Annotated in this window: 22 protein-coding genes, 1 pseudogene and 1 riboswitch; of the genes and pseudogenes, 8 read left to right on the top strand and 15 right to left on the bottom strand. The window is 62.6% G+C overall.

Going from position 1 to position 25,355, the window contains the following annotated elements:
- Window positions 1-33: 33 nt before the first annotated feature.
- The 3 genes from C8K44_RS03765 to C8K44_RS03775 form a co-directional block, all read right to left on the bottom strand.
- Window positions 34-801: an amino acid ABC transporter ATP-binding protein gene (locus tag C8K44_RS03765; RefSeq protein ID WP_109574393.1), complete on the bottom strand. Its 768-nt coding sequence runs from the start codon at window positions 799-801 to the stop codon at window positions 34-36.
- Window positions 798-1,478, bottom strand: a complete 681-nt coding sequence (locus C8K44_RS03770; protein ID WP_109574394.1) for an amino acid ABC transporter permease — start codon at window positions 1,476-1,478, stop codon at window positions 798-800. Before C8K44_RS03770 ends, C8K44_RS03765 begins: the two co-directional genes overlap by 4 nt.
- A gap of 141 nt (window positions 1,479-1,619) precedes the next feature.
- Complete coding sequence (locus C8K44_RS03775; RefSeq protein WP_109574395.1) at window positions 1,620-2,393, bottom strand: amino acid ABC transporter substrate-binding protein; 774 nt, start codon at window positions 2,391-2,393, stop codon at window positions 1,620-1,622.
- 246 nt (window positions 2,394-2,639) lie between these two features.
- Between C8K44_RS03775 and C8K44_RS03780 the strand changes: the two genes are divergently transcribed.
- Complete coding sequence (locus C8K44_RS03780; protein WP_109574396.1) at window positions 2,640-3,509, top strand: RNA polymerase factor sigma-32; 870 nt, start codon at window positions 2,640-2,642, stop codon at window positions 3,507-3,509.
- A gap of 3 nt (window positions 3,510-3,512) precedes the next feature.
- Here the strand turns inward: C8K44_RS03780 and C8K44_RS03785 are convergent, their stop codons facing one another.
- The 4 genes from C8K44_RS03785 to thiB form a co-directional block, all read right to left on the bottom strand.
- Window positions 3,513-4,919 carry a M48 family metalloprotease gene (locus C8K44_RS03785; RefSeq protein WP_245417355.1) on the bottom strand — a complete coding sequence of 469 codons (1,407 nt, stop codon included), beginning with the start codon at window positions 4,917-4,919 and terminating at the stop codon, window positions 3,513-3,515.
- Window positions 4,920-5,179: 260 nt separating this feature from the next.
- Window positions 5,180-5,905, bottom strand: coding sequence for a thiamine ABC transporter ATP-binding protein (thiQ, locus tag C8K44_RS03790; RefSeq protein ID WP_109574397.1), 726 nt, complete (start codon window positions 5,903-5,905; stop codon window positions 5,180-5,182).
- Window positions 5,902-7,518 (bottom strand): thiamine/thiamine pyrophosphate ABC transporter permease, encoded by a 1,617-nt coding sequence (gene thiP / locus C8K44_RS03795; RefSeq protein WP_245417350.1) that lies wholly within the window; start codon window positions 7,516-7,518, stop codon window positions 5,902-5,904. The genes thiQ and thiP overlap by 4 nt, the downstream gene beginning before the upstream one ends.
- Before the next feature lie 157 nt (window positions 7,519-7,675).
- A complete protein-coding gene (thiB, locus tag C8K44_RS03800) occupies window positions 7,676-8,680 on the bottom strand; it encodes a thiamine ABC transporter substrate binding subunit (protein WP_109574459.1) in 1,005 nt (334 codons plus the stop codon).
- Window positions 8,681-8,724: 44 nt separating this feature from the next.
- A riboswitch (TPP riboswitch) is annotated at window positions 8,725-8,844 on the bottom strand.
- Window positions 8,845-8,948: 104 nt separating this feature from the next.
- Here thiB and C8K44_RS03805 point away from each other — a divergent pair.
- Genes C8K44_RS03805 through C8K44_RS03820 form a run of 4 tightly spaced genes read left to right on the top strand, consistent with a single transcriptional unit; the run spans window position 8,949 to window position 12,011 of the window.
- Window positions 8,949-9,593 (top strand): thiamine diphosphokinase, encoded by a 645-nt coding sequence (locus C8K44_RS03805; protein ID WP_109574399.1) that lies wholly within the window; start codon window positions 8,949-8,951, stop codon window positions 9,591-9,593.
- Window positions 9,594-9,595: 2 nt separating this feature from the next.
- Window positions 9,596-11,410 (top strand): ABC-F family ATP-binding cassette domain-containing protein, encoded by a 1,815-nt coding sequence (locus C8K44_RS03810; RefSeq protein ID WP_109574400.1) that lies wholly within the window; start codon window positions 9,596-9,598, stop codon window positions 11,408-11,410.
- 59 nt (window positions 11,411-11,469) lie between these two features.
- The gene (locus C8K44_RS03815; protein WP_109574401.1) at window positions 11,470-11,712 is read left to right on the top strand and encodes a type II toxin-antitoxin system CcdA family antitoxin; all 243 of its coding nucleotides are present in this window, start codon (window positions 11,470-11,472) and stop codon (window positions 11,710-11,712) included.
- On the top strand, window positions 11,712-12,011 hold the full coding sequence (locus C8K44_RS03820) for a CcdB family protein (protein WP_109574402.1): 300 nt from the start codon (window positions 11,712-11,714) through the stop codon (window positions 12,009-12,011). The genes C8K44_RS03815 and C8K44_RS03820 overlap by 1 nt, the downstream gene beginning before the upstream one ends.
- A gap of 41 nt (window positions 12,012-12,052) precedes the next feature.
- On the opposite strand, the gene C8K44_RS03825 is transcribed toward C8K44_RS03820, so the two are convergent.
- Window positions 12,053-13,567 carry a hypothetical protein gene (locus C8K44_RS03825; protein ID WP_109574403.1) on the bottom strand — a complete coding sequence of 505 codons (1,515 nt, stop codon included), beginning with the start codon at window positions 13,565-13,567 and terminating at the stop codon, window positions 12,053-12,055.
- Between the two features lie 75 nt (window positions 13,568-13,642).
- A complete protein-coding gene (locus C8K44_RS03830) occupies window positions 13,643-14,941 on the bottom strand; it encodes an adenylosuccinate synthase (RefSeq protein WP_109574404.1) in 1,299 nt (432 codons plus the stop codon).
- 194 nt (window positions 14,942-15,135) lie between these two features.
- Here C8K44_RS03830 and C8K44_RS03835 point away from each other — a divergent pair, with 194 nt between their 5' ends.
- Genes C8K44_RS03835 through C8K44_RS03845 form a run of 3 tightly spaced genes read left to right on the top strand, consistent with a single transcriptional unit; the run spans window position 15,136 to window position 18,387 of the window.
- Window positions 15,136-16,029: a DMT family transporter gene (locus C8K44_RS03835; RefSeq protein ID WP_109574405.1), complete on the top strand. Its 894-nt coding sequence runs from the start codon at window positions 15,136-15,138 to the stop codon at window positions 16,027-16,029.
- Between the two features lie 23 nt (window positions 16,030-16,052).
- Window positions 16,053-17,768, top strand: a complete 1,716-nt coding sequence (locus tag C8K44_RS03840; RefSeq protein WP_109574406.1) for a SulP family inorganic anion transporter — start codon at window positions 16,053-16,055, stop codon at window positions 17,766-17,768.
- A 1-nt stretch (window position 17,769) separates the two neighbouring features.
- Window positions 17,770-18,387: a ParB-like protein gene (locus C8K44_RS03845; protein WP_109574407.1), complete on the top strand. Its 618-nt coding sequence runs from the start codon at window positions 17,770-17,772 to the stop codon at window positions 18,385-18,387.
- Window positions 18,388-18,455: 68 nt separating this feature from the next.
- Here C8K44_RS03845 and serA read toward each other — a convergent pair whose 3' ends face one another.
- From serA to C8K44_RS03875, 6 genes and pseudogenes are all read right to left on the bottom strand, one after another.
- Window positions 18,456-20,057 carry a phosphoglycerate dehydrogenase gene (serA, locus tag C8K44_RS03850; protein WP_109574408.1) on the bottom strand — a complete coding sequence of 534 codons (1,602 nt, stop codon included), beginning with the start codon at window positions 20,055-20,057 and terminating at the stop codon, window positions 18,456-18,458.
- Between the two features lie 68 nt (window positions 20,058-20,125).
- Window positions 20,126-21,301, bottom strand: a complete 1,176-nt coding sequence (locus C8K44_RS03855) for a phosphoserine transaminase (protein ID WP_109574409.1) — start codon at window positions 21,299-21,301, stop codon at window positions 20,126-20,128.
- A gap of 179 nt (window positions 21,302-21,480) precedes the next feature.
- Complete coding sequence (locus C8K44_RS03860; protein ID WP_109574410.1) at window positions 21,481-22,176, bottom strand: outer membrane protein; 696 nt, start codon at window positions 22,174-22,176, stop codon at window positions 21,481-21,483.
- Between the two features lie 191 nt (window positions 22,177-22,367).
- Window positions 22,368-23,153 (bottom strand): outer membrane beta-barrel protein, encoded by a 786-nt coding sequence (locus tag C8K44_RS03865; RefSeq protein ID WP_109574411.1) that lies wholly within the window; start codon window positions 23,151-23,153, stop codon window positions 22,368-22,370.
- Window positions 23,154-23,362: 209 nt separating this feature from the next.
- Entirely contained in the window at window positions 23,363-24,715 is a 1,353-nt protein-coding gene (glmM, locus tag C8K44_RS03870) for a phosphoglucosamine mutase (protein ID WP_109574412.1), read from the bottom strand.
- 378 nt (window positions 24,716-25,093) lie between these two features.
- Window positions 25,094-25,355, bottom strand: a pseudogene (locus C8K44_RS03875) (hypothetical protein); the annotation flags it as partial.

Consider the following 25,355-nt stretch of genomic DNA (forward strand, 5'->3'; position numbering starts at 1 on the left):
CCGGGTTTTTTGTTCGATGAACAGCCGCAGAGGTTATCCTTCGCCGCCCCCGCCATGCTGATGCGTGATGGTGGCGATGAAGCGCCTGGTGCGTTCATGGGCAGGATTGAAGAAGACCTCGCTTGCCGGGCCTTTTTCGACGACCACACCCGCTTCCAGAAAAACCACCTCATGCGCGATCTTGGACGCCAGGCGCAGATCATGTGTCGCGATCACCATGGTCGTGCCCTCTCGCGCGAGTTGGCCGAGGACGTCGACCACCTCCTGCGCAAGCTCGGGGTCGAGTGCCGACGTCGGTTCATCGCACAACAGCACCTGTGGCTGCGGCGCGAGCGCGCGAGCGATCGCCACGCGCTGCTGCTGGCCGCCTGACAGCGTCGCAGGCCAGGCATCTACCTTGTGTGCCATGCCGACCTTTTCAAGCAGCGACAGGGCCCGTTCGCGCGCCTTGGCTTCCGGCCATTTCAGCACGGTCACCAGGCCTTCCATGACGTTTTCGATTGCCGTGCGATGGGGAAACAGCTGGAAGTTCTGGAACACCATGCCGGTTTGGCGACGCAGTTGCTGGATCGCCTTGGTTGGGACCTTGATGTCCGGGCTGAACTCAAGAGTGTCGTTGCCGATGCGCACGCTGCCGGAGGTCGGGATCTCAAGCAGGTTTATGCAGCGCAAAAGCGTGCTCTTGCCGCCGCCCGAAGGACCGACAAGGGCGGTCACGCTGCCTTCCTTGATGTCGACCGACACGTCCTTGAGCACGGTGTTGTCGCCGAAGCGTTTGATGATGTGGGAGAGCCCGATCATGTCCGTGCCTCCAGGAAGCCGCCATAGCGGTTGAGCCGCTTTTCAAGCCTGACCTGCAGCGACGACAGCACCGAACTCATCGCGAGATAGAGAATGGCCGCCTCAACATAGAGGATCAGCGGTTCATAGGTGGTTGCGACGATACGCTGGGCTGCCTGGAACATCTCCGGCACCGTTATGGCGGCGGCAAGCGAGGTGTCCTTGACCAGCGAGATGAAGGTGTTGGACAGCGGTGGTACGGCAACGCGCATTGCTTGCGGCAGGATCGTGCGGCGCATCGCCTGCGACCAGGTCATGCCGATCGAATAGGCCGCTTCCCATTGCCCCTTGGCTACCGAGCCTATCGCGGCGCGGATGATTTCCGAGGAGTACGCACCGACATTGAGGGTGAAGCCGATCAGGGCGGCGGGGAAGGCGTCGAGCACGATGCCGACGCTGGGCAATCCGTAGAAGATCAGGAACAGCTGCACCAGAAGCGGCGTGCCACGGATGATCCAGACATAGAATCGCACGATCGCCGATAGCCACGACGGTCCAAACAGACGAGCGAGTGCCGCACCAAGCCCGACGGTGAGGCCGAAGGCGAACGACAGGAGTGTCAGCGGCGCGGTGAAGACGAGTGCTGCCCACAACAGGGGGCCGAGCGACTCCAGCATTAGTTGCAGCCAATGTGGCAAGATAATTGCTCCCTCCCCACGACAGAACTTGCCCGGAAAATCGCAGATTTTCCGGGCAAGTTCATGGGAAAAATGAGAGGTGAAGAAATGAGCGCCTGTCAGGCGACGGACTGCCCGCCCGCCGCCTGGCAAGCGATGTGGTTACTGCGAGACGTCCGCGCCGAAATACGTCTCCGAAATCTTCTTGTAGGTGCCGTCGGCCTTGATCTCGGCGAGCGCCTTGTTGATCGCCTCGACGAGCTCGGGCTCGCCCTTGCGCACGATGATGCCGGAGACATCGGCCTTGGCTTCTTCGGCGACGATCTTCACGTCGGCATCGGGCTTGTGCTTCTTGAAGTCGAAGAAGGACAGGGAATCGTTGATCGTGGCGTCGGCGCGGCCGTTGAGCACCAGCTGGATCGACTGGTCGAAGCCGTCGGTGCCGACGAGCTCGGCACCATTGGCCTCGGCGATCTTGCCGAAATTGCTGGTCAGCGACTGGGCCGACTTCTTGCCCTTGAGGTCGGCGAAGCCCTTGATGTCCTCGTTCTTGCCGCTGACGATCAGGACCGCCTTCGAGGCAATGTAGGGCTCGGAGAAGTCGTACTTCGCCTTACGGGCCTCGGTGATGCCGACCTGGTTGATGACGGCGTCGTAGCGCTTGGCGTCGATGCCGGCGATCAGGCCATCCCACTTGCCTTCGAGAAACTCGGCCTTGACGCCGAGGCGCTTGGCGACCTCGCGGCCGATCTCGACGTCGAAGCCGACCAGGGCTCCCGACGCGTCGTGATAGGTGAAGGGCGCATAGGTGCCTTCGGTGCCGATCTTGAGCACGCCGGCGGCCTTGATCTCATTGAGATTTTCACCGGCATGGCCAGCTCCGACGGCAGCAATCTGAAGCGTTGCGGCAACGGCCAGCGATTTCAACCAGTTCATTTAATGTGATCCCGAAATTGTGCCGGCCAAACAGCCGGTGCGTTGTGATTGGGTGCAATCTGTCAGAAGCCCGCGGCAAAGATAAGGAATGAAATTTCAATCATGGCACTATTTGAGAATATGAATCTACAGCGGCCGAGGCCGCGGCAAGCTGCGGGAACATTCGCCGAAATGCCGCGTTAATAACCTTGCGGGCAGCGCCCTATCGCGATGCGCCCGACTTGCTCACGAGACAAGGGGCGAAGCATGTATATGGACCGGGCGGGACTGTCTGGCGAACAGATGATGTTGCGGGCCGCATCGCGGGCACCTTATCTGGAGCGTGGCGAAGAACTCGAACTGGCGATCCGCTGGAAAGAACAGCACGATCAGGACGCGCTCAACCGCATCACCACAGCCCATATGCGCCTGGTCATCGCCATGGCGGTCAAGTTCAGGCGCTACGGTCTGCCCATGGGCGACCTCATCCAGGAAGGACATGTCGGCCTGCTCGAAGCGGCGGCGCGTTTCGATCCCCAGCGAGAAGTACGGTTCTCTACCTATGCCACCTGGTGGATCCGTGCCTCGATGCAGGATTACATTCTGCGCAACTGGTCGATCGTCAGGGGAGGCACCAGTTCGGCCCAGAAGTCCCTGTTTTTCAACTTGCGCCGCATGCGCGCCCGTCTCGCTCAAGGCGCGGGACCGCTCGGCAACAGCTCAGCCTACCAGGAAATCTCAGTGGCACTTGGCGTATCTGAAGCCGATGTCGCGATGATGGACATGCGCCTGTCCGTGCCCGACACATCGCTCAACGCGCCGCTCAGTGATGACGGCGATGCCGGTGAGCGCATGGATCTTCTCGTGTCGGATGCTCCCCTGCCGGATGAACTCGTCGGAGAGGCAATCGACGTCGAGCGGCGCTCTGGTTGGCTGCACGACGCGCTTGGCGTCCTCAACGCACGCGAGTTGCAGATCATCGAAGAGCGTCGGCTGACGGAAGAGGGCGCGACGCTCGAAGAACTCGGCACTTCTCTTGGTATCTCCAAGGAGCGGGTTCGCCAGATCGAGACCAGGGCGATGGAGAAGTTGAGGTTGGCCCTGGTGCGGCAAAACTCGGCGTTCCTTGCCGCCTGACCACTACCTGTCGGTGACGATCTTGACCTTGTCGCCGGCCGACAGCGTCGCGCCGGGCGCGAGCGCGTTCAGCACCCTGAACAGATCAAGCTTTCGGTCGACGCCAACCATGCTTGCCGCAAGCGACCCCATTGTCTGGCCCGGCTGGACGGTGACGACGCGGATGCGCAGCGGCCTGAGCGATGCCTTTTCTGCCGCCGTCATGACATGGAAGCTGGAACTGACCGAACGGGCGATACCTTCGAGCGTCGTGCTGGCGGTGGGAGCTGCCGTGAGCAGGCGATAGACCTGCGCGCCGTTGCGGATCACCACGATGTCGAACTGCCAGCCCTCGGCGCTGGCGCGCGCGAAAGCAGCGTCGTTGCCGTTGATATTCTCAGCACGCACACTTGCCGGATCGAGCCCAGCCACCCAACCGCTCTTGACATAGTCGGAAAGCGACAGCTTGGAGTCGATGGTCACGCCGTCGAAGCGGATGGCTGTATTGTCAGGGCCGGTTGCGGTGACGGCGGCTGCGGTGTTGTCGATAATGAAGCCCTGAGGCACCGAAAACGAGATGCCCAGCTTGGGGTGCATGAAGGTCGTTCCGCGGACATAGCCTTCATCGGGCGTGTCGCCGAAAAGTAGGCCGTCGATGCCGGCGAGGAACGAGTCGCGGTCGCGGGTGCCTATGCCCGGCGCGCCGAACTGGCGGGCGTGGCGCTGGGCAAGGTCGATGCGCTGCGGTGCGTTGGGATGGCTGGCCAGGAAGTCGAGGCTGGCGTCGGTGGCGCCGCTGACCGCGCGCAGGTCGGCGTAGGCGGCCATCGACTGCAGGAAGCGGCCGGCGGCAAATGGATCATAGCCGGCCTGTCCGCTCATCTTGATACCGATGCCGTCGGCTTCCAGTTCCTGGTTGCGCGAGAACTGGGCGAGCCTGAGCTTGCCTCGGATGAGTGCAGCCTTGGCCGTCGGGCTTTCGCCGAGTACGTCGGTGACGACCTTGGTCGCCAACACTTCCTCGGCTTCCTTCTGCTGGCGCTGGATGCCGTGATTGGCGGTGACGTGACCCATCTCATGCGAGATGACGGCTGCCAGCTCGGCCGAATCATTGGCCAGCGCCAGGAGCCCGCGCGTGACGTAGAGATAGCCGCCTGGAAGCGCGAAGGCGTTGACGTTGGGCGAATTGAGGATGGTGATGCGGTAGGTCTGGTTCGGGTTGCTCGACACCGTGGTCAGGCTGCCGACCACCTTGGCCACCATGCGTTCCAGCTTGGGATCGGAATACTCGCCGCCATAGGTTGCCAGGATGCGCGGATGCTGGGCCTTGGCGATCTCGGCAAGCTTGTCGTTGCGGGTGACGTTGTCGACGGTCACCGGATTGTTGGACGGCTGGAAACCGGATTCGCGAATGTCTGACGTGTTGAGCATCTGGCAACCGGAGACGAACGCCGACAGCGCTACGGCGATGGCTAGTCGCGCGTAGCGGGTCGTTCTCGTCTCGATCAGTACGTCGCGGCAGATGGGCAGAGCTCGCGTCCTTTCAAATTCCTTTGGTGGCGGGCGAAGCAGCCGGCCTGCGTCCGAGGACGTAGCCAGACTCAGCATGCCAATACAATAAGGCCATTACCGCCAATGTGGCGATTTGGCTGTAAATTATGTCCGCTTCCGGGCAACTCGGCGTGATCGTCTCATTGCCGTTCACTGCCGATATAGTGTCGGAACCCATCAGGTCCAGAATTGCCAAAGAAATCATCAGTCTTTCCCGTCGCCGCCACCGTGCCGAACTCAACGAAAACCATGTTTTCGGCGAGTTTTCGCGCGTCTTCGGGCTGGTGTGTCACGAAAAGCACGGTCATGCGGCGTTCTGCTTGGACGCTGGCCAAAAGGTCCAGCATGTCGGCCCGCAACGCTGGTCCAAGCGAGGCAAAGGGTTCATCCAGCAACAGAATCGGGCGATCACGTACAAGCACGCGTGCAAGCGCGACGCGTTGACGTTCGCCGCCCGAGAGTTCGCGGGGCAGGCGGTTTTCCATGCCGGCAAGGCCGACGCGCGTGAGCGCCGTGGCAACGTCGTGTCTGTCGGACGCACTCAGCCGCAGCGCTGGCGAACGCCCAAGACCGACATTCTTGGCAACGTCGAGATGGGCGAAGAGATTGTTTTCCTGAAACACCATCGACACCGGCCGGCCGGCTGGTGGGAGCGAGGTTACATCCGCATCGCCGATCAGCACGCGGCCTTCGCGTGGAATCTCGAAGCCGGCGACGAGGTTGAGCAGCGTCGACTTGCCGGCACCGCTCGGCCCCATGATCGCGGTGATCTCGCCGGGCACGAAATTGACGTCGAAGCGCACCATGGTGTCGCTGTAGCTGAACACCACATGCTCGAGGCGTACCGCCGCATTGGTCGAGGTCATTTCGAAGTCTCTTTCCCCAGCCGGTCGGCGAGCATCATCAGGGCAAGGCACAAAAGCCCAAGCATCAGCGCCAGCCCCGCAGCATCGTCGGTGCGGTAGCTGCCCATGCGGGAGAGCAGAAGATAAGGCAAGGTCTGCACCGCGTCGCTGCCGAACAGGGCAATGACGCCGAGATCGCCAAGCGACAGCGCCATGGCGAAGGCGAAGGCCGTGGCAAGGGGGCGGCGCAGCCCCGGCCAGTCGATCAGCCGCAGCCTGTTCCAGCCGGAAATACCGAGTTGGGCGCAAAGCCTTTCGTGACGTTCGCTCGCCGCATCATATGCCGGGCGGACGGCACGCACGGCAAAAGGCATCGCCATGATCGCGTTGACGGTGACGACCATGAACGGCGCCAGCGCAAACACATCGACCGACTGGCGCACCAGCACGAACCAGCCCGCGCCGATGACGATCGGCGGTACGACCAGCACGAAACCTGCGCCCGTGTCGGTGAACCGTTCGAGCAGCGATATCTTGCCACTCTGCCTGCTGCCGGCCAATGCCCGGCGTGCCATGACCAACGACAAAGCCAGTACGGCGGCCAGCGTCGCCGACAGCGTCGCCAGCACGATGCTGGTCAGCGTCGCATGTTGCACCGATGCCTCGCCGGCGAGGCGCGCGAGATCGGCCTCAAGGCCGGAGGCGACGGTCGCCAGCATCGGGCCGCCGACGAAGACAAGGGCAAGCAGGATCACCGCGATGTTGAATGCCTTTTCGCCAGCGCTCGCCTGGATGTAGTTGCGACCCGCCACCGGCAGGTTGGCGTCGCCGGTCGTGTTGGCGCCGAGCCGCATCAAGGCAACGACCACTACGGCGGTGAGTGCGATCTGGAGAAGGGTGAGGGCGACCGCGCGGGCGGGATCGAAGTCGAAACGCAGCGCCTGGTAGATCGCCACTTCCAGTGTCGTTGCCGCCGGTCCGCCGCCGAGTGTCAGGACGATGGTGAAAGAGGTGATGCAGAGCATGAACACCAGTCCGGCGATGCCGGGCAGTGCCGCGCGTATTGCCGGCCATTCGATCAGGCGAAAGCTTGCTCGCGCGCCCATGCCGAGCTGGCTCGCCAGCCGCCACTGGTCTGCCGGCACAGTCTGCAGTGCTTCCAGTATCAGTCGTGTCGCCAGCGGCAGGTTGAAGAAGACATGGGCAACAAGGATGCCCGAAAGGCCGTAGATGCCGGGCCAGGTGCCCCCGGTCAGAGCCGTCAGCGGTTCGGCGAAATAGCCGGCGCGGCCATAGAGCGACAGGATGCCAAGCGCCGCGACGATTGCGGGCAGCGCCAGCGGTACGGCAAACAGGCGAAGGATCACCCCACGGCCTGGAAAGATCGGGTGCCGCGACAAGGCCCGTGCGACGAGGATCGCGGGAGCGACCGAAAGCAAAGTCGATAGCAGCGCCTGCCAAAGCGTGAAGCGGGCGACGCGGAAGAGGTAACCGTCGAAAGCTGCTGCCGCACCTTCAGGGTTGCGCGCGGCCTCCACGCCCAGGCCGGCAAAGGCGCCACCGATCAGCAGGCCGATGGCAGTGAGTGCCGCGATGCCTGCGAGAATGCGAGGGTCGACGGTCGTTTTGGTCAAGGTTGCGCTGCCCCTCACCCTTACCCTCTTCCCGTAAATGGGGCGAGGGGGGCGGCGGCGTTGCCGCTTGTCCCTTCTCCCCGTTCACGGGGAGAAGGTGCCGGCAGGCGGATGAGGGGCAGCGCAGTCATGCCTGAAGAATCTCCGACAAAACGCCTTACTTGCTCATCACGTTGAGCCACTCGTCGACCCAGGCCTTGCGGTTGGCAGCGACCTCGTCGGCACTGAACAACAGTGTCTTGGACGGCTTGACCAGTCTGTCGAAGGCGGGGTCGAGCGGCTTGTCGGTCTTGCCGGCAGGCAGCATCCAGTTGGTCTCGGGCACGACGTCCTGGAAGCCGGGGCTGGTCATGAAGGCCATGAATTTCTCCGACAGCGGGTTCTTGGCGCCCGTGGTCGTGATGCCGGCGACCTCGATCTGCAGATAGTGGCCTTCCTCGAAGGAGGCCGCCTGGTAGCGCTCCGACTTGTCGGCGACCATGTGGTAGGCCGGCGAGGTAGTGTACGACAGCACCATCGGCGCTTCGCCCTTGGTGAACAGGCCATAGGCTTCGCTCCAGCCTGGCGTCACCGTCAGCACGCGGCCCTTGAGCTTGGCCCAGGCATCAGGAGCCTTGTCGCCATAAACCGACTTGACCCACAGCAGCAGGCCGAGGCCCGGCGTCGAGGTGCGCGGATCCTGGATGGCGATCTTTTCTTCCGGGTTGCCCTCGACCAGTTCCTTCAGGCTCTTGGGCGGGTTCTTCAGCTTCTCGGTGTCGTAGACGACGGCGAAGTAGCCGTAGTCGTAAGGCACGAAGGTGTCGTCTTTCCAATCGCCGGGAACCTTGACGTCGGCGCCTGCTGCGCCATGCGGCACGAACAGGCCCGTGGCCTTCGCCTCGGCGGTCAGGTTGGTGTCGAGGCCGAGCACGATGTCGGCCTTGGTCGAGGCCCCTTCGAGCTTGACGCGGTTGAGCAGGGCAACGCCATCGGCAACCGAGACGAAGTCGACCTCACAGCCGCATTCGGCTTCAAAGGCCTTCTTGACCTGCGGACCGGGACCCCACTCCGATGTGAAGCTTTCATAGGTGTAGACGGTGAGCTTGCCTTCGGCGGCGGCCGGAAAGGCAGCGGCAGCGAGTGCCAGTGCGGAAGACAGGGACAGGACGAGCGAGCGCATCGGCGCCTCCTTCATTGGTGTTGAAAGGGAATTTGAAGCGCCGGGCGTCCGAAGCATCTAATCCCTCCGCCGGTACAAACCGGATCAGGTTCAGCGGGTTGGCTGGATTCCCCATGCCTCTCAGCCAGCGCGTGTGAACGCGTCAGGCACCCCGTTAGAGCGGTTCCACAAATAGGGCCGTGAGGCAGGCCACGCAAGCGGTAGTTTGCCGGCCACGGACCATGTCACGGCCTTCCGTTTCGGCTGTCGGACTGGTAATGCGCTTGCCATGACCCGGTTCACCATACTCCTCGGTGGAGAGCTTTTCCGTACACCGCGCCTCGACCGTCAGGTCGCCGGCCGCCGGGTGATCGCGGCTGACGCCGGCATTCGCCACGCCACCACCCTGGAATTGACGCCGGAACTGTGGTTGGGCGACTTCGATTCCGTGCCCACCGATCTCGATCAACGCTTCGCCAGTCTGCCGCGCGAAACCTTTCCCCAGGACAAGGACAAGACCGACGGCGAGCTTGCGATCGCGGCGGCGCTCGATCGCGGAGCTACATCGCTGGTGCTCGTCGGTGCCTTTGGCGGCCCGCGCGCCGATCACGCCTTTCTGCATCTTGCGCTGGCGTTGCGGCTCGCCGAGGCTGGCACGGAAGTGCTGCTGACCAGCGGCCGGCAGGAGGCGCATCCGCTTTTGCCGGGTACGAAAAGCTTCGACTATGCCGACGGTACGCTGTTTTCCGTGCTCGCGTTTTCCGAACTGTCGGGCCTGTCCGAAGCGGGCGCCAAGTGGCCGCTAAACAACGTCGATGTGCCATTCGGCTCGTCGCTGACACTTTCCAACGAAGTGCGGGGCACCTTGCGTGTTTCGCTCGGTAGCGGCCGCGCGCTGCTTCTCGCCCATCCCTTTCCTGCCTCGGATTTCTGAACATGGCGCCACCGCTTCTCAACCTCGACGGCATCCGTCTGACTTTCGGTGGCACGCCACTGCTTGATGGTGCATCGCTGTCGGCAGCTTCGGGCGACAAGATCGCGTTGGTCGGGCGCAACGGCTCGGGCAAGTCGACGCTGCTCAAGATCGCCGCCGGAATGATCGAGCCGCAGGACGGAGAGGTGTTCCGCCAGCCCTCGGCAACCATCCGCTACCTGCCGCAGATGCCAGATATGGAAGGCTTTGCCTCGGTGCGCGCCTATGTCGAAGCCGGCCTCGGACCCGCCGACGATCCGCACCGCGCCACTTACCTGCTCGACCATCTCGGCCTGACCGGCGAAGAATCGCCAGCCGACCTGTCAGGCGGTGAGGCGCGGCGCGCCGCTCTTGCCCGTGTCATGGCGCCCGAGCCGGATATCCTCTTGCTTGACGAGCCGACCAACCATCTCGACCTTGCCGTGATCGAATGGCTTGAAGAAGAACTGATCCGCACTTCGTCGGCGCTGATCGTCATCTCGCACGACAGGCGCTTTCTCGAGCGCGTGAGCCGCAACACGGTGTGGCTCGATCGTGGCCAGACGCGCCGGCTCGACCGTGGCTTTGCCCATTTCGAGGAATGGCGCGACCAGATCCTTGAGGAAGAAGAACGCGACCAGCACAAGCTCGGCCGCCAGATCGTGCGCGAAGAACACTGGCTGCGCTATGGCGTGACCGCGCGGCGCAAGCGCAACATGCGCCGGCTCGGCGAACTGCAGACGATGCGCCAGCGCTTTCGCGGCCATCGCGGCGCCGAAGGCGTGGCGACGATGGTGGCGAGCGAGGCAGCTGAATCGGGCAAGCTGATCATCGAGGCCAAGAACATCGACAAGAGTTTTGGCGACCTTGTCGTGGTCAAGGGCTTTTCCACCCGCATCCAGCGCGGCGACCGTGTTGGTCTGGTAGGTCCCAATGGCGCCGGCAAGACGACCTTGCTCAAGATGCTGACCGGCGAGCTTGAGCCGGACGCGGGCACGATCCGGCTCGGCGTCAATCTCGAGATCGCAACGCTCGACCAGAAGCGCGAGGCCGTCGATCCGCACGAAACGCTGTCGAGCTATTTGACAGACGGGCGCGGCGAGAACCTCGTCATCAATGGCGAGCAGCGCCATGTCGTGTCCTACATGAAGGACTTCCTGTTCAAGCCGGAGCAAGCGCGCACGCCGGTGCGCGAACTCTCGGGCGGCGAGCGCGCGCGCCTCATCCTGGCACGTGTTCTCGCACGTCCGGCCAATCTTCTGGTGCTCGACGAACCGACCAACGATCTCGACATGGAGACGCTGGAGCTGTTGCAGGAATTGGTCGCCGGTTTTGCCGGCACCGTCATCCTGGTCAGCCACGATCGTGACTTCCTAGATCGTACGGTCACCAGCATCATCGCGCCGGATGGTGAGGGCCGCTGGATCGAGTATGCCGGCGGTTATGCCGACATGCTGGCCCAGCGCGGCGGCACCAAGCTCGATGACCGGAAATCGCGCAAGGCCGCCAACGCCCAGGCGTCAGCTGGCCGCAGTGAAGCAGAAGCCCCGAAAGCCGCATCCAAGAAGCTGTCGTTCAAGCAGAAGTTCGCGCTCGAAAACCTGCCCAAGAAAATGGAAGCGGTGACCGCGTCGATCTCGCGTCTGGAAAACCAGATAGCTGATCCAGCCTTCTACGAGCGCGATCCGCATGGCTTCCAAAAGACCATCGCCGCCCTCGACAAGGAGCGCGCGACGCTTGCAGCGCTTGAGGAGGAATGGCTGGAACTGGAGATGCTGCGCGAGGAACTCGAGGGATAGCACCAGTTGCCTTGGTTGGGTCATGCGCATATCATATGTGCATGACTTAGGAGGGCTTCATGCTCCAGAAAGCACCTAAACCTACGCGCAAGCCGACAAATGTGTCCCTCGATTCCAGGTTGGTCGAGGAGGCCAAGGCGTTGGGCATCAACATGTCGCAAGCCGCCGAAGAGGCGCTGATGAAAGCAATTTCCGAGGAGAAGTCGCGGCGTTGGCTTGAGGAAAATAAGGAAGCTATCGAGAGTTCGAACGAGTATGTGGAACGCAACGGATTGCCGCTAGCCAAGTACCGGCTGTTCTGATGGCGAGATTCGATCTGTATCGCAATGCAGACGCCGACGCATACATCCTCGATGTTCAGGCCGATCTCCTTCGGCATCTCAACACCCGTGTCGTGGTTCCAGTATTGCCGCCAAACTTGGCGCCCAAGCCGGGCTACAGACTGAACCCAATATTCGCGATTGGCGGCCAGGACTACGTCATGGTGACGCAATTCATTTCGGCCGTCATGACTTCCGAACTGCCCGCGGCAGTCGAAAATCTATCCGCGCACGGCGACAAGATCACCGACGCCTTGGACATGCTGTTCCAGGGGTTCTGACGCGAACTGTCGTTCGCGTCAGCTGGACTGCAAAGCCTGGCTTATCCCGCCGCCTTGGCCTGCCAGGCCTTCATCGCTTCTTCGAACACCTTATCGCCGGGGATGCCCTTTTCGAGGGTGAACAGCGCGCGGCGGCCTGACTTGTAGACCACGGGCACGTCTATCCAGCTCTGGCGACGCAAGAGGTTCAGGTTGGCGTCGACTTCGGCCTTGGTGTCATTGAGAGCGACAAGGAAGAAGCCGTCGGCGATCTTGGCCGGAATGCCGAGCAGCGAATTGCCGGCGTCCTGTTCGGAGCTCTTCATCGCCACGCGCAGGATGTTCTCGATGCCGCCGCCCTCGAAACCGTCTGGCGTCAGGAAGATCATCTCGAGGATATGGCTAGCCGGCAGCGTCTTGTCCGCGTTGCGGCGGATCGTCATGCGCAGCTGGATGTCCTTGCCCGGAATGGTCGCCTCGGCACGAATCGCAGGCTCCGGAGGAAGGTCTCCGCCAGGCGATTCCTGCACAACGGTCCACACAACCGAGCCGGGTTCTGCCGAACCCTGCGCCACATTGGTGCGCTCTTCGTAGAAAATGGCCTTTTGACCGACGGCAACCGACGCGTTTGCTGCCGGTGGCGTGGTCGCCGCCGCGCCCTCGGCGGGTACAGCAGGGGTCGCGGGCGTTGCAGGTGTCGGTTCGGGCGTGGCCGGGGGTGTCGCGGGCGGCGGCTGGGTCAAAGCGGCGACGGAAGTGCCTTCGCCGACGCCGTTGTTGGTGCCGCTCGCCGGACCCGGGTCGACTTCCTTGCCGTCGACGGTCATACGCTGGGTGAACTTGCCAGGCTCGTCATTGGCCGGAGCCTGGGCCGCCTGCCCGCCATTGGCCGGCGGTGGTGCTGGCGTCTCGTTTGCCGGCGGGGCCGTCTCCGCGGGCTTGTCGGCGCTGGAACCAGAAAAGGCGGCGCGGTTTGTCCATAAGCCATAGCCGCCGGCACCGACAACCACCACTGCCAGGGCAGCGGCGATGAGGCCGCCGCTGATGCGCTTGCGTGGGCGCTGCCGGGCGTTCTGGAATGGGTCGGCATCCTCGCTGGCCGTGTCTGCCACGCGGTCGTCGTCGCCGGTTGCCGGAACGTCGTCGTCCTGATCGTGGTTCGCGGAGAAGTCGGGCAGCGGATCGCGTGGTTGCGGCACGTAGGCCGGAGCAGGGGCGGCCGCGGGAGGCGGCGCAACCGGCGTTACCGGGGAGTGGCGGACTTCCGGCTCAGGTGCAGGACGGCTATGGGCCGGCTGGTCCTTGTTGCGAGCGATCGAAGTAAAGACGTTTTCCAGCTCGGCCAGCGGATCGTCTTCAGCCGGCCTTGCGTTGAACTCCGCTTCGACGACCGCGATGGCGTCCTCAAGCGATTTCGTCTGGCGTTCGGCGACGGCTGCGGGCGGCTGCGGATTTAGGGCGGCGAGCTTGGCCGCGATCGTGCTGCGGGCCTTGTCGTAAACCCGCGCGCGCATCGCCGGCGTGGTGTCGCCCATGCCATCCAGCGTCTTCTTCAGAACCGCTACGAAGTCTGCCATTCTCTCGTCGACCTATCTCTTCTTCTGGGCCGCGCTGCGTCCGGCGGCAAATCAGCCGCCGGAACACTGCCAAAACTAGTCTTCAAACGGGTCGGTCACAAGTATGGTGTCGTCCCGCTCCGGGCTGGTGGAAAGCAGGGCAACCGGCGCGCCGATCAGTTCTTCGATGTAGCGCACATACTTGACCGCCTGGGCCGGCAGCGCGTTCCAGCTGCGGGCGCCCGCAGTGGTGCCCTTCCAGCCCTCGAGCGTCTCATAGACGGGCTCGACGCGCGCCTGCGCGCCCTGGCTGGCCGGCAGGTAGTCGATCAGCTCGCCATCCAGCATGTAGCCGGTGCAGATCTTGATCTCGTCGAGGCCGTCGAGCACGTCGAGCTTGGTCAGCGCGATGCCCTTGATGCCGTTGACTGCAACCGCCTGGCGCACCAGCACTGCGTCGAACCAGCCGCAGCGGCGCTTGCGCCCGGTCACCACGCCAAATTCGTGGCCGCGGGTGCCAAGGAATTCGCCGACTTCGTTCTGCTGCTCGGTCGGGAACGGGCCTTCGCCGACGCGCGTCGTGTAGGCCTTGGTGATGCCGAGCACATAGTTGATCGCGCCTGGGCCTACGCCCGAACCGGCGGCCGCCTGTCCGGCAACGGTGTTGGACGAGGTGACGAACGGGTAGGTGCCGTGGTCGATGTCGAGCAGCGTGCCCTGCGCGCCCTCAAACAGGATGCGCTCGCCAGCACGGCGCTTGTCGTCGAGTACTTTCCAGACGCGGTCCATGTAGGGCAGGATCTTGTCGGCGACCGACGTCAGTTCGGTCATGATGGCGTCGTGGGTCACTTCGGGATGGCCGAGCCCGCGACGTATCGCGTTGTGGTGCGTCAGCAACCGGTCGACCTTCTGAGGAAGGGTGTCCAAATCCGCCAAATCCATCACCCTGACAGCACGGCGGCCCACCTTGTCTTCATAGGCGGGGCCGATGCCGCGACGGGTCGTGCCAATCTTCGTTCCCGAGTTGGATGCCGCGTCTTCGCGGAAACCATCCAGCTCACGGTGCAGCGACAGGATAAGCGCGGTGTTTTCGGCTATTTTCAGGCGATCCGGGCCGATTTCGACGCCCTGGGCGCGGATCTTCTCGAGTTCGGCGACAAAGGCGTGCGGGTCGAAAACCACGCCGTTGCCGATGATCGACAGCTTGCCCTCGCGCACGACGCCGGAGGGCAGCAGCGACAGCTTGTAGACCACACCGTCGACCACCAGCGTATGACCGGCATTATGCCCGCCCTGGAAACGCACGACCACATCGGCGCGCTCCGAAAGCCAGTCCACGATCTTGCCCTTGCCTTCGTCGCCCCACTGGGAACCGACGACCACCACATTGGCCATGATATTTTCCTTCCGACATCGCGGGCCAGCCGCGAACAGTGCAAAATGACAGGCCTCTATAACGCCAAGCAATTGGATGTGCGACCTTTCTTTGCCGTCCGAGGCACAACAAATTCCGCCTTTGTGCGCATTTACTTGTTTGGACCCAGCGCCTAGGCGGGGGCGGAACCCACCGCCAGCGAAAGTACGGTCGCATGAATCGAAAAGCCTATGTACTGCTGTTGCTGACCACGCTGTTCTGGGGCGGCAACGCGGTGGCGGGCAAGCTCGCGGTCGGCCATGCATCGCCGATGCTGCTGACGTCGCTGCGCTGGGCGTTTGCCGCGGCGATCCTCGGCGCTATCGGCTGGCCACGGCTGAGGGTCGACTGGCCTGTCGTGCGCCAACATCTCTGGCTGCTCGTCGCGTTGGGCGCACTTGGCTTCACCGCGTTCAACGCTGCCCTTTACTCGGCACTGAACTTCACCTCGGCGATCAATGCCAGCATCGAACAGGCGGGGATGCCAATGGTCATCTTCGCGGCCAATTTCATCCTGTTTCGCATGCGCGTCACGTTTGGCCAGATCATCGGCTTCCTGCTGTCGCTTGCCGGCATCGCGCTCACTGCCAGCCACGGTGATCTCAGGACGCTCGTTGCGCTCGACATGAACTTCGGCGATGCGCTGATGCTGATCGCGGTGCTAGTCTACAGCGCCTATACGGTGGCGTTGCGCTTCAAGCCCGACATCCACTGGCTCAGCCTGATGATCGTGATGACGTCGGCCGCCTTCATCACCTCGATTCCTTTTGTCGCCTGGGAAATCGCCACTGGCCGGTTGATCGTGCCCAACGCCCTGGGCTGGGCGATCACCGCCTACATGGTGATATTCCCATCGATCCTGGCGCAAATCTTTTACATCAGGGGCGTCGAACTGATCGGCGCCAATCGCGCCGGTCTTTTCATCAACATGGTGCCTATCTTCGGTACGCTGCTATCGGTGATGATCATCGGCGAGGACTTCCAACTCTACCACGCGGTGGCCATCGTGCTCGTGCTCGGCGGCATCTGGCTTGCCGAACACAGTGGGCGCAAGATGGCGCAAGCTTGACGGGAACGTAGGGCGTGGCGCGCATGCAGGGTTTGCGAACGGGGTTGCCGCATGCGAGGTCGCGCTTGCTGTTTGGTGCGCTGCAAGGCTGGAGGCGCGCGGATCTTGGCGGCGACATGGCTGCCGGATTGACGCTTGCGGCAATCGCCATACCCGAGCAGATGGCGACCGCCCGACTTGGTGAATTCTCCCCCGAGATCGGCTTTTTTGCATTTATCGCCGGCGCGGTGGCTTTCGCAGCCTTCGGTGCTAGCCGCTACCTCTCGGCGGGTGCGGACTCCACGATCACCCCGATCTTCGCGGGTGGGCTGGCGCTGGTGGCGACATCAGGTTCGCCGCAATATGCCGAGCTTGCCGCCATGCTGGCGCTGATGGTCGGGGTCATCGTCATTGCCGGCGGGCTGCTGCGGCTCGGCTGGATTGCCGATCTTTTATCCGTGCCGGTCACTGCCGGCTTCCTGGCCGGCATTTCCATCCACATCATCATTTCCCAGCTGCCCGAGTTGCTTGGCTTGCCATCGGGCAGCGGTGACGTCTTTCACAGGCTGGCGGCGATCTACGCCGATCTCGCCCAGGTTAATCTCATCAGCCTGGTGCTTGGCGTCGGCGTGTTCCTCATTGTGTTTGTCGGCGAGCGTATCAGTCCGCGCATCCCCGGTGCGCTGATCGCGCTGGCGCTGGCGATGTTGGCGGTTACTCTGTTTGACTTGCAACAACATGGAGTTGCCGTTCTGGGTGCGCCGCCGGAGGCCCTGCCCAAGTTTGCGATGCCAACCGTCGCGCTCGAGGATATGCGCACACTGGTGCCCATGGCGTTGCTGATCTCGCTGGTCATCATGGTGCAGACGGCGGCAACCACGCGTTCGTTCGCCGGCAAGAGCGGTACCGGGGTGGATGTGAACCGTGACTTTGTCGGCGTCGGTGCGGGCAGTCTCGTATCCGGCCTGTTCGGAGCTTTTCCGGTCAACTCCAGCCCACCGCGCACCGCCATCGTTGCTGAAACGGGCGGACGCTCGCAATTGGCGGGTCTGTTTGCCGCTACCATCGTCTTGCTGCTTTTGCAGTTTGGGACAAGGCTGCTCGCCAACGTGCCCCAGGCGGCCTTGGCCGGCATCCTCATGTTCATTGCGCTGCGGATATTGCGCTGGCCGACCTTCGTCGCGACCTTCCGCGAGGCACCGATGGAGTTCGCGCTCATCGTTGTCACGGCGGTCGCCATCGTGGCCTTGCCGATCGAGATCGGGGTCGCTACCGGCATCGGCCTGTCGCTGCTGCACGGTCTGTGGGGCATGACACAGGCGCAGGCGATCGAGTTCGAGCGTGTGCCTGGCACCTCGATCTGGTGGCCCCCGGCGGATGGTGCCGAGGGCGAGCGCATCGAACACGTGGTCGTCGTCGCGTTCCAGGCACCGCTGTCCTTCGTCAATGCCGAACGCTTCAAGCGTGGCGTCGAAGCTCTGGTCGCCGCGCGCGCCGGGTCGTTGCAACATGTTGTGTTGGAGGCAAACAACGTCACCGACATCGACTACACCGCAGCCGGCGCACTGTCGGAAGTAATCGCCTTTTGCCACGATGCCGGACTGACCTTCTCCATCGCCCGGCTGGAGTCGGTGCGCGCTCAAACCGCGCTTGCGCGTTTCGGCATAACGGTGGCCCTGGGGCCGGACCGGATTTTCCGCAGCGTCGACAATGCGATTGCGGCACTCAACGTCGAGACGCCTGTCAAAGGGAGCGACTGACATGGCGGAAGAAAACAGACCGACGCTGCAACCGGTACTGATCGAGGACCTGCGCCCCACCCAGATAACCGTTGGCCTGCGCGAAGTGGCTCTCAAGCGCCGCGAGCTACGAGCGATACCGGCCGGCAAGGCAGGTGCCTTCCTCGGGCATCATTTCATTCCCGTTGTCCTTGGACCGAAGGGGCGCAATTACATCGTCGACCACCATCATCTGGCGCGAGCCCTGTACGAAGAGGGACTGCGGGACGTTTTTGTCAATGTGATCAGCGATCTCTCGCGGCTCGACAAGGAGGCGTTCCTGGTCGTGCTCGACAATCGCGCCTGGATGCATCCCTTCGATGCATCGGGCAAAAGGCGGGCTCATGCCGATATCCCGAAGTCCGTCGACAAGCTCGTCGACGAGCCCTATCGCAGCCTCGCTGGCGAAGTCAGGCGGCTGGGCGGCTATGCCAAGGACACCACGCCCTTCGCCGAGTTCCTGTGGGCCGATTTCTTCCGACGACGGGTTCCGGCGTCGCTTCTCAACACCGATTTCGACAAGGCTGCGCGGCAGGCCCTGCAACTGGGAAGGCAAGCGGAGGCAAGCTACCTGCCGGGCTGGAGCGGACCGGAGGCTTGAGGATTGGAGACCCAAAATGAAAAAGGCGCGGAACAAGTCCGCGCCCTTTTAGCCTTGGGAGGCAATTTTCAGAACCCGTTGACGTCGAACTGAAGCCGCTTGGCCGACTCGATCGACTGGTGGTTGCGTACCTTGGCAAGCACGTCTTCAGGGAAGGGCGCGTCGAGATAAAGCAGCGCGATGGCATCGCCGCCCGGGCGGTCGCGGCCAAGCGAGAAGTTGGCGATGTTGACGCCGTTCTCTCCGCACACGGTGCCGAGCAGGCCAATGATGCCGGGCGCGTCGGCGTTGGTGGTGTAAAGCATGTGCTGGCCCACCTCGGCGTCGAGATTGATGCCCTTGATCTGGATGAAGCGCGGCTTGCCATCCGAGAAGCAGGTGCCGGCGATCGAACGCGTCATGTGCTCGGTCTTGACCGTCAGCTTGATGTAGCCGTCGAAGACACCCGACTTGTCGCGCTTGACCTCGGCGACGATGATGCCGCGTTCCTTCACCATGATCGGGGCCGACACCATGTTGACGTCGGAGACCTGTGGCCGGATCAGGCCGGCCAGGGCCGCACTGATCAGCGCCTTGGTGTTCATCTGCGCCGTCGAGCCGTCGAAAAGGATTTCGACCTCGGTGATGGGGTCTTCCGTCACCTGGCCGACAAAGCCGCCAAGCACCTCGGCAAGCTTGACGAAGGGCTTCAGCCGCGGCGCTTCCTCGGCGGTGATCGAGGGCATGTTGATGGCGTTGGAGACCGCGCCCTTGACCAGATAATCGGCCATCTGCTCGGCGACCTGGAGTGCGACGTTTTCCTGCGCTTCCGACGTCGAGGCGCCGAGATGCGGCGTGCAGACGACGTTGTCCATGCCGAACAGCTCGTTGTTCTCGGCCGGCTCGACCTCGAAGACGTCGATACCGGCACCGGCCACCTTGCCGCTCTTCAGCGCGGCGATCAGGTCCTTTTCGACCACCAGTCCGCCGCGGGCGCAGTTGATGATGCGCACGCCTGATTTCATCTTGGCGATGGCCTCGGCGTTGATGATGTTGCGCGTCTTGTCGGTCAGCGGCGTATGCAGGGTGATGAAATCGGCACGCGCGAACAACTCGTCGAGCTCAACCTTTTCGACACCCAGTTCCTCGGCGCGATGCTCGGAGAGGAACGGATCGAAGGCAACGACGTGCATCTTGAGGCCGACCGCGCGGGTGGCGACGATCGAGCCGATGTTGCCGCAACCGATCAGGCCGAGCGTCTTGCCGGTGATCTCGACGCCCATGAAGCGGTTCTTTTCCCACTTGCCGGCATGGGTCGAGGCGTTGGCCTCGGGAAGCTGGCGGGCGACCGCGAACATCAGGGCGATGGCGTGCTCGGCGGTGGTGATCGAATTGCCGAAGGGCGTGTTCATCACAATGATACCGCGCCGCGAGGCGGCGGGGATATCGACATTGTCGACGCCGATGCCGGCGCGGCCGATGACCTTGAGATTGGTCGCAGCCGCGATCAGCTTTTCGGTGACCTTGGTCGCCGAGCGGATGGCGAGGCCATCATACTGGCCGATGACTTCGAGCAGCTTTTCCTTGTCCTTGCCGAGGTCGGGCAGATAGTCGACCTCGACGCCACGATCCTTGAAGATCTGGACGGCGGTTGTGGAGAGTTTGTCGGATACGAGAACGCGGGGCGCCATTGCTGCCTCCTTGAAGAGTGTTCAAACTGTTCGGGGAAAGGGCGGCCCGGAGGCCGCCGCAGGTCTGGTCAGGCCGCAGCCTTGACCGCTGCCTTCTGATTGGCAAAGGCCCAGTCGAGCCATGGCATCAGGGCAACGAGGTCGGAGGTCTCGACGGTGGCACCGGCCCAGATGCGCAGACCGGGAGGCGCGTCGCGGTAAGCGCCGATGTCGAAGGCAACGCCTTCCTTTTCGAGTGCTGAAACCATGCCCTTGGCGAATGCCGCCTGGCCGTCCTTGTCCAGTCCGGCGACATCAGGATCGACGATCGACAGGCAGACCGAGGTGTTGGAGCGCGTTTCCGGCACGACGGCCAGATGGCCGAGCCAGTTGGACTTCTGCACGAAACCGTCGATGGCAGCGAAATTGGCGTCCGCGCGGGCGACCAATGCATCGAGTCCGCCCAGGCTCTTGGCCCATTTCAGCGCATCGAGATAATCCTCCACGCACAGCATCGACGGCGTGTTGATGGTCTCGCCCTTGAAGATGCCTTCGATCAGCTTGCCGCCCGAGGTCATGCGGAAGATTTTCGGCAGCGGCCATGCCGGCTTGTAGCTCTCGAGGCGTTCGACGGCGCGGGGGCTGAGGATCAGCATGCCATGCGCGCCTTCGCCGCCCAGCACCTTCTGCCAGGAGAAGGTGACGACATCGAGCTTGGCGTAGTCGAGGCGCTGGGCGAAGGCCGAGGACGTGGCGTCGCAGATGGTCAGGCCCTTGCGGTCAGCCGGAATGAAGTCGCCGTTTTCGACGCGGACGCCCGAGGTCGTGCCGTTCCAGGTGAAGACGACGTCGCGGTCGAAATCGACCTTGGCGAGATCAGGCAGCTCGCCATAGGCGGCTTCGAACTTGCGCACGTCCTCGAGCTTGAGCTGTTTGACCACGTCGGTGATCCAGCCTGCGCCGAAGCTTTCCCAGGCGACCATGTCGACGCCGCGCTCGCCAAGCAGCGACCACAGCGCCATCTCGACAGCGCCCGTGTCGGAGGCCGGAACGATGCCGATGCGGTAGTCGGCGGGAACCTGGAGAATTTCGCGGGTCAGCTCGATGGCCTGCTCGAGCTTGGTCTTGCCGACCTTGGCGCGGTGCGAGCGGCCGAGCGGTGCGTCGGCGAGTGCCTGGAGCGACCAGCCGGGACGTTTGGCACAGGGACCTGAGGAGAAATTGGGGTTTGCCGGACGGAGTCCGGGCTTGGTGACGATCGTCATCGTGGTTCTATCCTTCCAGATAGCTGGCCCCTCGTTGGGGAGGGGTGGCCCACGGACGGCGATATTCCCGGTTGCTTCCGGCGTCAAGAGGAAAGTTTGGGTCGCTGGCGGAACAGTTTTCCAAAAACGAAATCGGCGGGCTTTCGCCCGCCGATTTTATCGCATGTGAAATCAGTCGCTTACCAGAGGTCGTAGCGAAGGCCGACCTTGACTTGGTGGTAGTCGACACCCTTCTTTGTGGTGAGGGTGTTGAAGTCGAAATACTCGAGGTCGGGCGAAGTCAGGTACTGATAGCCGACATCGATGGACGTGTTCTGGGCGACTCTGTAGGCGACGCCGGCACCGACCGAGTACGCTATCTTGTACTGCGTGTCGTGCGAGTAGAAGTCGAGCGTCGGGTCCGGGTCGTTGATACTCACGCGCTGGCTCGAATAGATCAGGCCGAGGCCCGCGCCGACATAGGGCGTGAAGCCGGAGATCGTGCCGAGATCGGCATAGACATTGGCCATGCCGCTCCAGACGTTGTTCTCCAGAGAGATCGTGGTGATGCCATCGGTCGCGTCGTAGCGGTCGTTGGACAGGAAGCCGAGATTTAGCTCGCCGCGGAAGTAGTCAGTGAAGTGGTAGCCAGCGCCGATGCTGCCGGTGACATGCGTGTTGCGCGTATCGACGCCCAACAGCGTGAATTCATATGGTGTATCGTTGAAATTGTAGCCTATGTCGCCGCGCAGGTACCAGCCGGAGCCGACCTCGACAGGCACATATTCGGGCGCCTCCTCCACGACGATCGGCGGTTCGTAGTCGGCTGCGGTCGCAGCAAGCGGCCAGAGCACGGTCGCAGTCAGCGCCAGCGCTATGCGAGACGTCAATGTCATGATCGCATTCTCCCGATTTGGCGCCGGGGTGTTGCCTGAGAAACCAGCCGCCTTTCATGCCATCATTAACCATAGAGGTTAAGTCGCGGTTAAGGATAACAGGTAGTTAGCCGACGTTTCGCAAACAGTTGCGCAAAGAAAAACCGCCCGGCGAGGCGGGCGGTTTGGAAGTACGAAACGACCGAAGAGCTCTAGTTCAGCGAGTAGCGGACGCCAAGCTTCAGATCGTGCGAGACGATGTCCTTGAAATGCATGCCATCGTTTGGCTGGTTGAAGGCCGGATCGTCATTGTACATCGTGCCGGTCCGAGCATCGCCGAGATTGACGAAGCTGTAGCCGAGGTCGACGGTCATCCGTTCGGTCGCCTTTATGCCGAGGCCGGCATGCAGAGCCCAGGCAAAGTTCCACTGCGGATCCGAGCTTGCATAGGCAGCGCCGTTGTTGATGACGTTGACGTCGCGAAAGTTCGAAATCGTGTTGCGCGACGCGCCGATGCCCGCGCCGACATACGGCGTGACGCCGTAGAAGGTGCCCACGTCGGCATAAGCGTTTGCCAAGAACAGCCATTCCGACTTCTTGGCGCTGTAGTCATTCGTCCTGGTCACCACTTCAGTGCCAGTGTTGTAGGTGACGTAGTCGAGCGCGTTGAAGTCGGCTGCGCCGCGATATTCGGCGGTAATGTCACCACGCAGATAGTCGTTGAACTGATAGCCAACGCCGCCGCCGAAGATTGGCGCGGACGAAAAGCCGCCTTCGTCGAGCCAGCCATGCACGATGTCGGGATTATTGAAAGGGATTGAATCGAGGCTGCCGACCTGCTGGTTGCTCATGCCGATATGCCCCCGCAGATACCAGCCGCCAACGGCAATCGGTGCCGGATCGACGATCACAGGATCGGGCAGGTCGGCCGCGAATGCCGGTGCAGAAATGCCCGCAAGAAGCGCGGCGATGAACGCTTTCTTTCCAAAATCAAACATGCTGAAACCCCAAACGTGCGGACCCGCTACGCGCCCGATCATGACTAACCGGCGTGGATAATGCTTGGTATAGGTTAAGGCGCACTTAACCCTGTCGATTAACCACGAATGCTTGCGGACGACTGTTTGCGCCAAGCACAGCTATGTCATTGGCACACAAAAACGCCCGCCGGAGGCGGGCTTTTTGTTGAGGCTGCAGTAGTACCAGGTCAGGCTGCCGTACGGCTCTCCGAAATGACCCCGACAATGTCGTTGACCACTGTCTCGACCAGCTGCGGGTCGTCGCCTTCGGCCATGACACGGATCAAGGGCTCGGTGCCCGAAGGGCGGATCACCAGGCGGCCAGTCTTGCCGAGCCGGTTGCGGCCGTCTTCGATCGCAGCCTTTACCAGCGCTTCCTCAAGCGGCTTGCCGCCGGAGAAACGCACATTCTTGAGCAACTGCGGCACCGGTTCGAAGGTGCGGCTCAATTCGCTCATCGGCTTGTTGGAACGCTTGATGCAGGCCAGCACCTGGAGTGCCGCCACCAGCCCGTCGCCGGTGGTCGAATAGTCGGTCAACACGATGTGGCCCGACTGCTCTCCGCCGATGTTGAGGCCATGGGCACGCATGTGCTCGACGACATAGCGATCGCCAACCTTGGTGCGGTGCAGTTCGAGATCGATGTCGCCGAGGAAACGCTCGAGCCCAAGATTCGACATCACCGTCGCCACCACGCCGCCGCCGGCGAGGCGGCCGCTCTGCTGCCAGGACTGGGCAATCAGCGCCATGATCTGGTCGCCGTCGACGACGGTGCCGTTCTCGTCGACGATGACCACGCGGTCGGCGTCGCCGTCGAGCGCGATGCCGATATCGGCGCGCACCTCGTGTACCTTCTTCTGCAGGCCGGCCGGATGGGTCGAGCCGCATTCCTGATTGATGTTGAAGCCGTTGGGTTCGACATTGAGCGCGATCACCTCGGCGCCGAGCTCCCAAAGGGCAGCGGGCGCCACCTTGTATGCAGCGCCGTTGGCGCAGTCGACGACGATGCGCAGGCCCGACAGAGACATCGAGCGGGGCAGGGTACGCTTGGCGAATTCGATGTAGCGGTCATGCACGCCGTCGACGCGCTTGGCCCGGCCGAGCCCGTCTGAATCGGCAAGCATTGCTTCGACGTCCTGGTCGAGCATCGCTTCGATGCGTTCCTCGATCTCGTCGGACAGCTTGTAGCCGTCGGGGCCGAACAGCTTGATGCCGTTGTCATGGTAAGGGTTGTGCGAGGCCGAGATCATCACGCCGATGTCGGCGCGCAGCGAGCGCACCAGCATGGCGACCGCCGGTGTCGGGATCGGGCCGAGCAGGAACACGTCCATGCCGGCGGCGCACAGACCCGCCACCAGCGCGTTCTCGATCATGTAGCCCGACAGGCGCGTGTCCTTGCCGAGCACGACGCGATGGCGGTGGCTGCCGCGCTGGAACGACAGGCCGGCGGCCATGCCGACCTTCATGGCAATCTCAGCCGTCATCGGAAATTTGTTGGCCCGTCCGCGAATGCCGTCGGTGCCGAAATAGCGTCCAGCCATGTTTAGCCTGTCCCCGTGAAGTCCACCCGCGATTGCTTTGCCACAACCCGAGGCGACCAACGCATCACATTTGGTGAGCTTATGTCACAAAACCTTAGAAAAGGGTTGGGTTTTTGGAGGAGGAAATCTCTCGCTCTTGCTTGTAGGACTATTTTCCTATATCGTATTGTGCGATTTAGGAGGCTCTTGATATATCCGTTACTGAGATCACAGATAGCGACTTGGTAAGGCTCTCAAGAGGAATTCACTCGTTACGAAGTGAAACTCTGTCCCTTCGGCTGCATCTGATCCTTAAGGCTGGATTTCGTCCAGATCAACCACGTGTCCCGTCGGGCCGTCCAGAAGGAGGGCAGTGGACTGATGGCGGAGTGGTTAGAGTCAGTCGACGAACAACAGGAACATCGGGACCAATCCGTATAGGCAATCGCTGGCTGAATCCCACGCCGGCTCAGGAAATTCGCTTAGCCCAAAGCCTAGCCAAGAGCCAAGGTCGTGTCCCATCAGGTGGTGTAGCTGGACGGTTACGGAGCCGCTCGCGAGCGCGCCGTTAGCAGCGCCGTAGCGAGTGAGCGGCGTGTCGGTGGTCATCGGCGCTTTCCGGTAGGGTTTGGTTGTTGACGCCAACCCATTTCGGAAGGAC

It is taken from the genome of Aminobacter sp. AP02 (assembly GCF_003148805.1).
GTDB lineage: Bacteria > Pseudomonadota > Alphaproteobacteria > Rhizobiales > Rhizobiaceae > Aminobacter.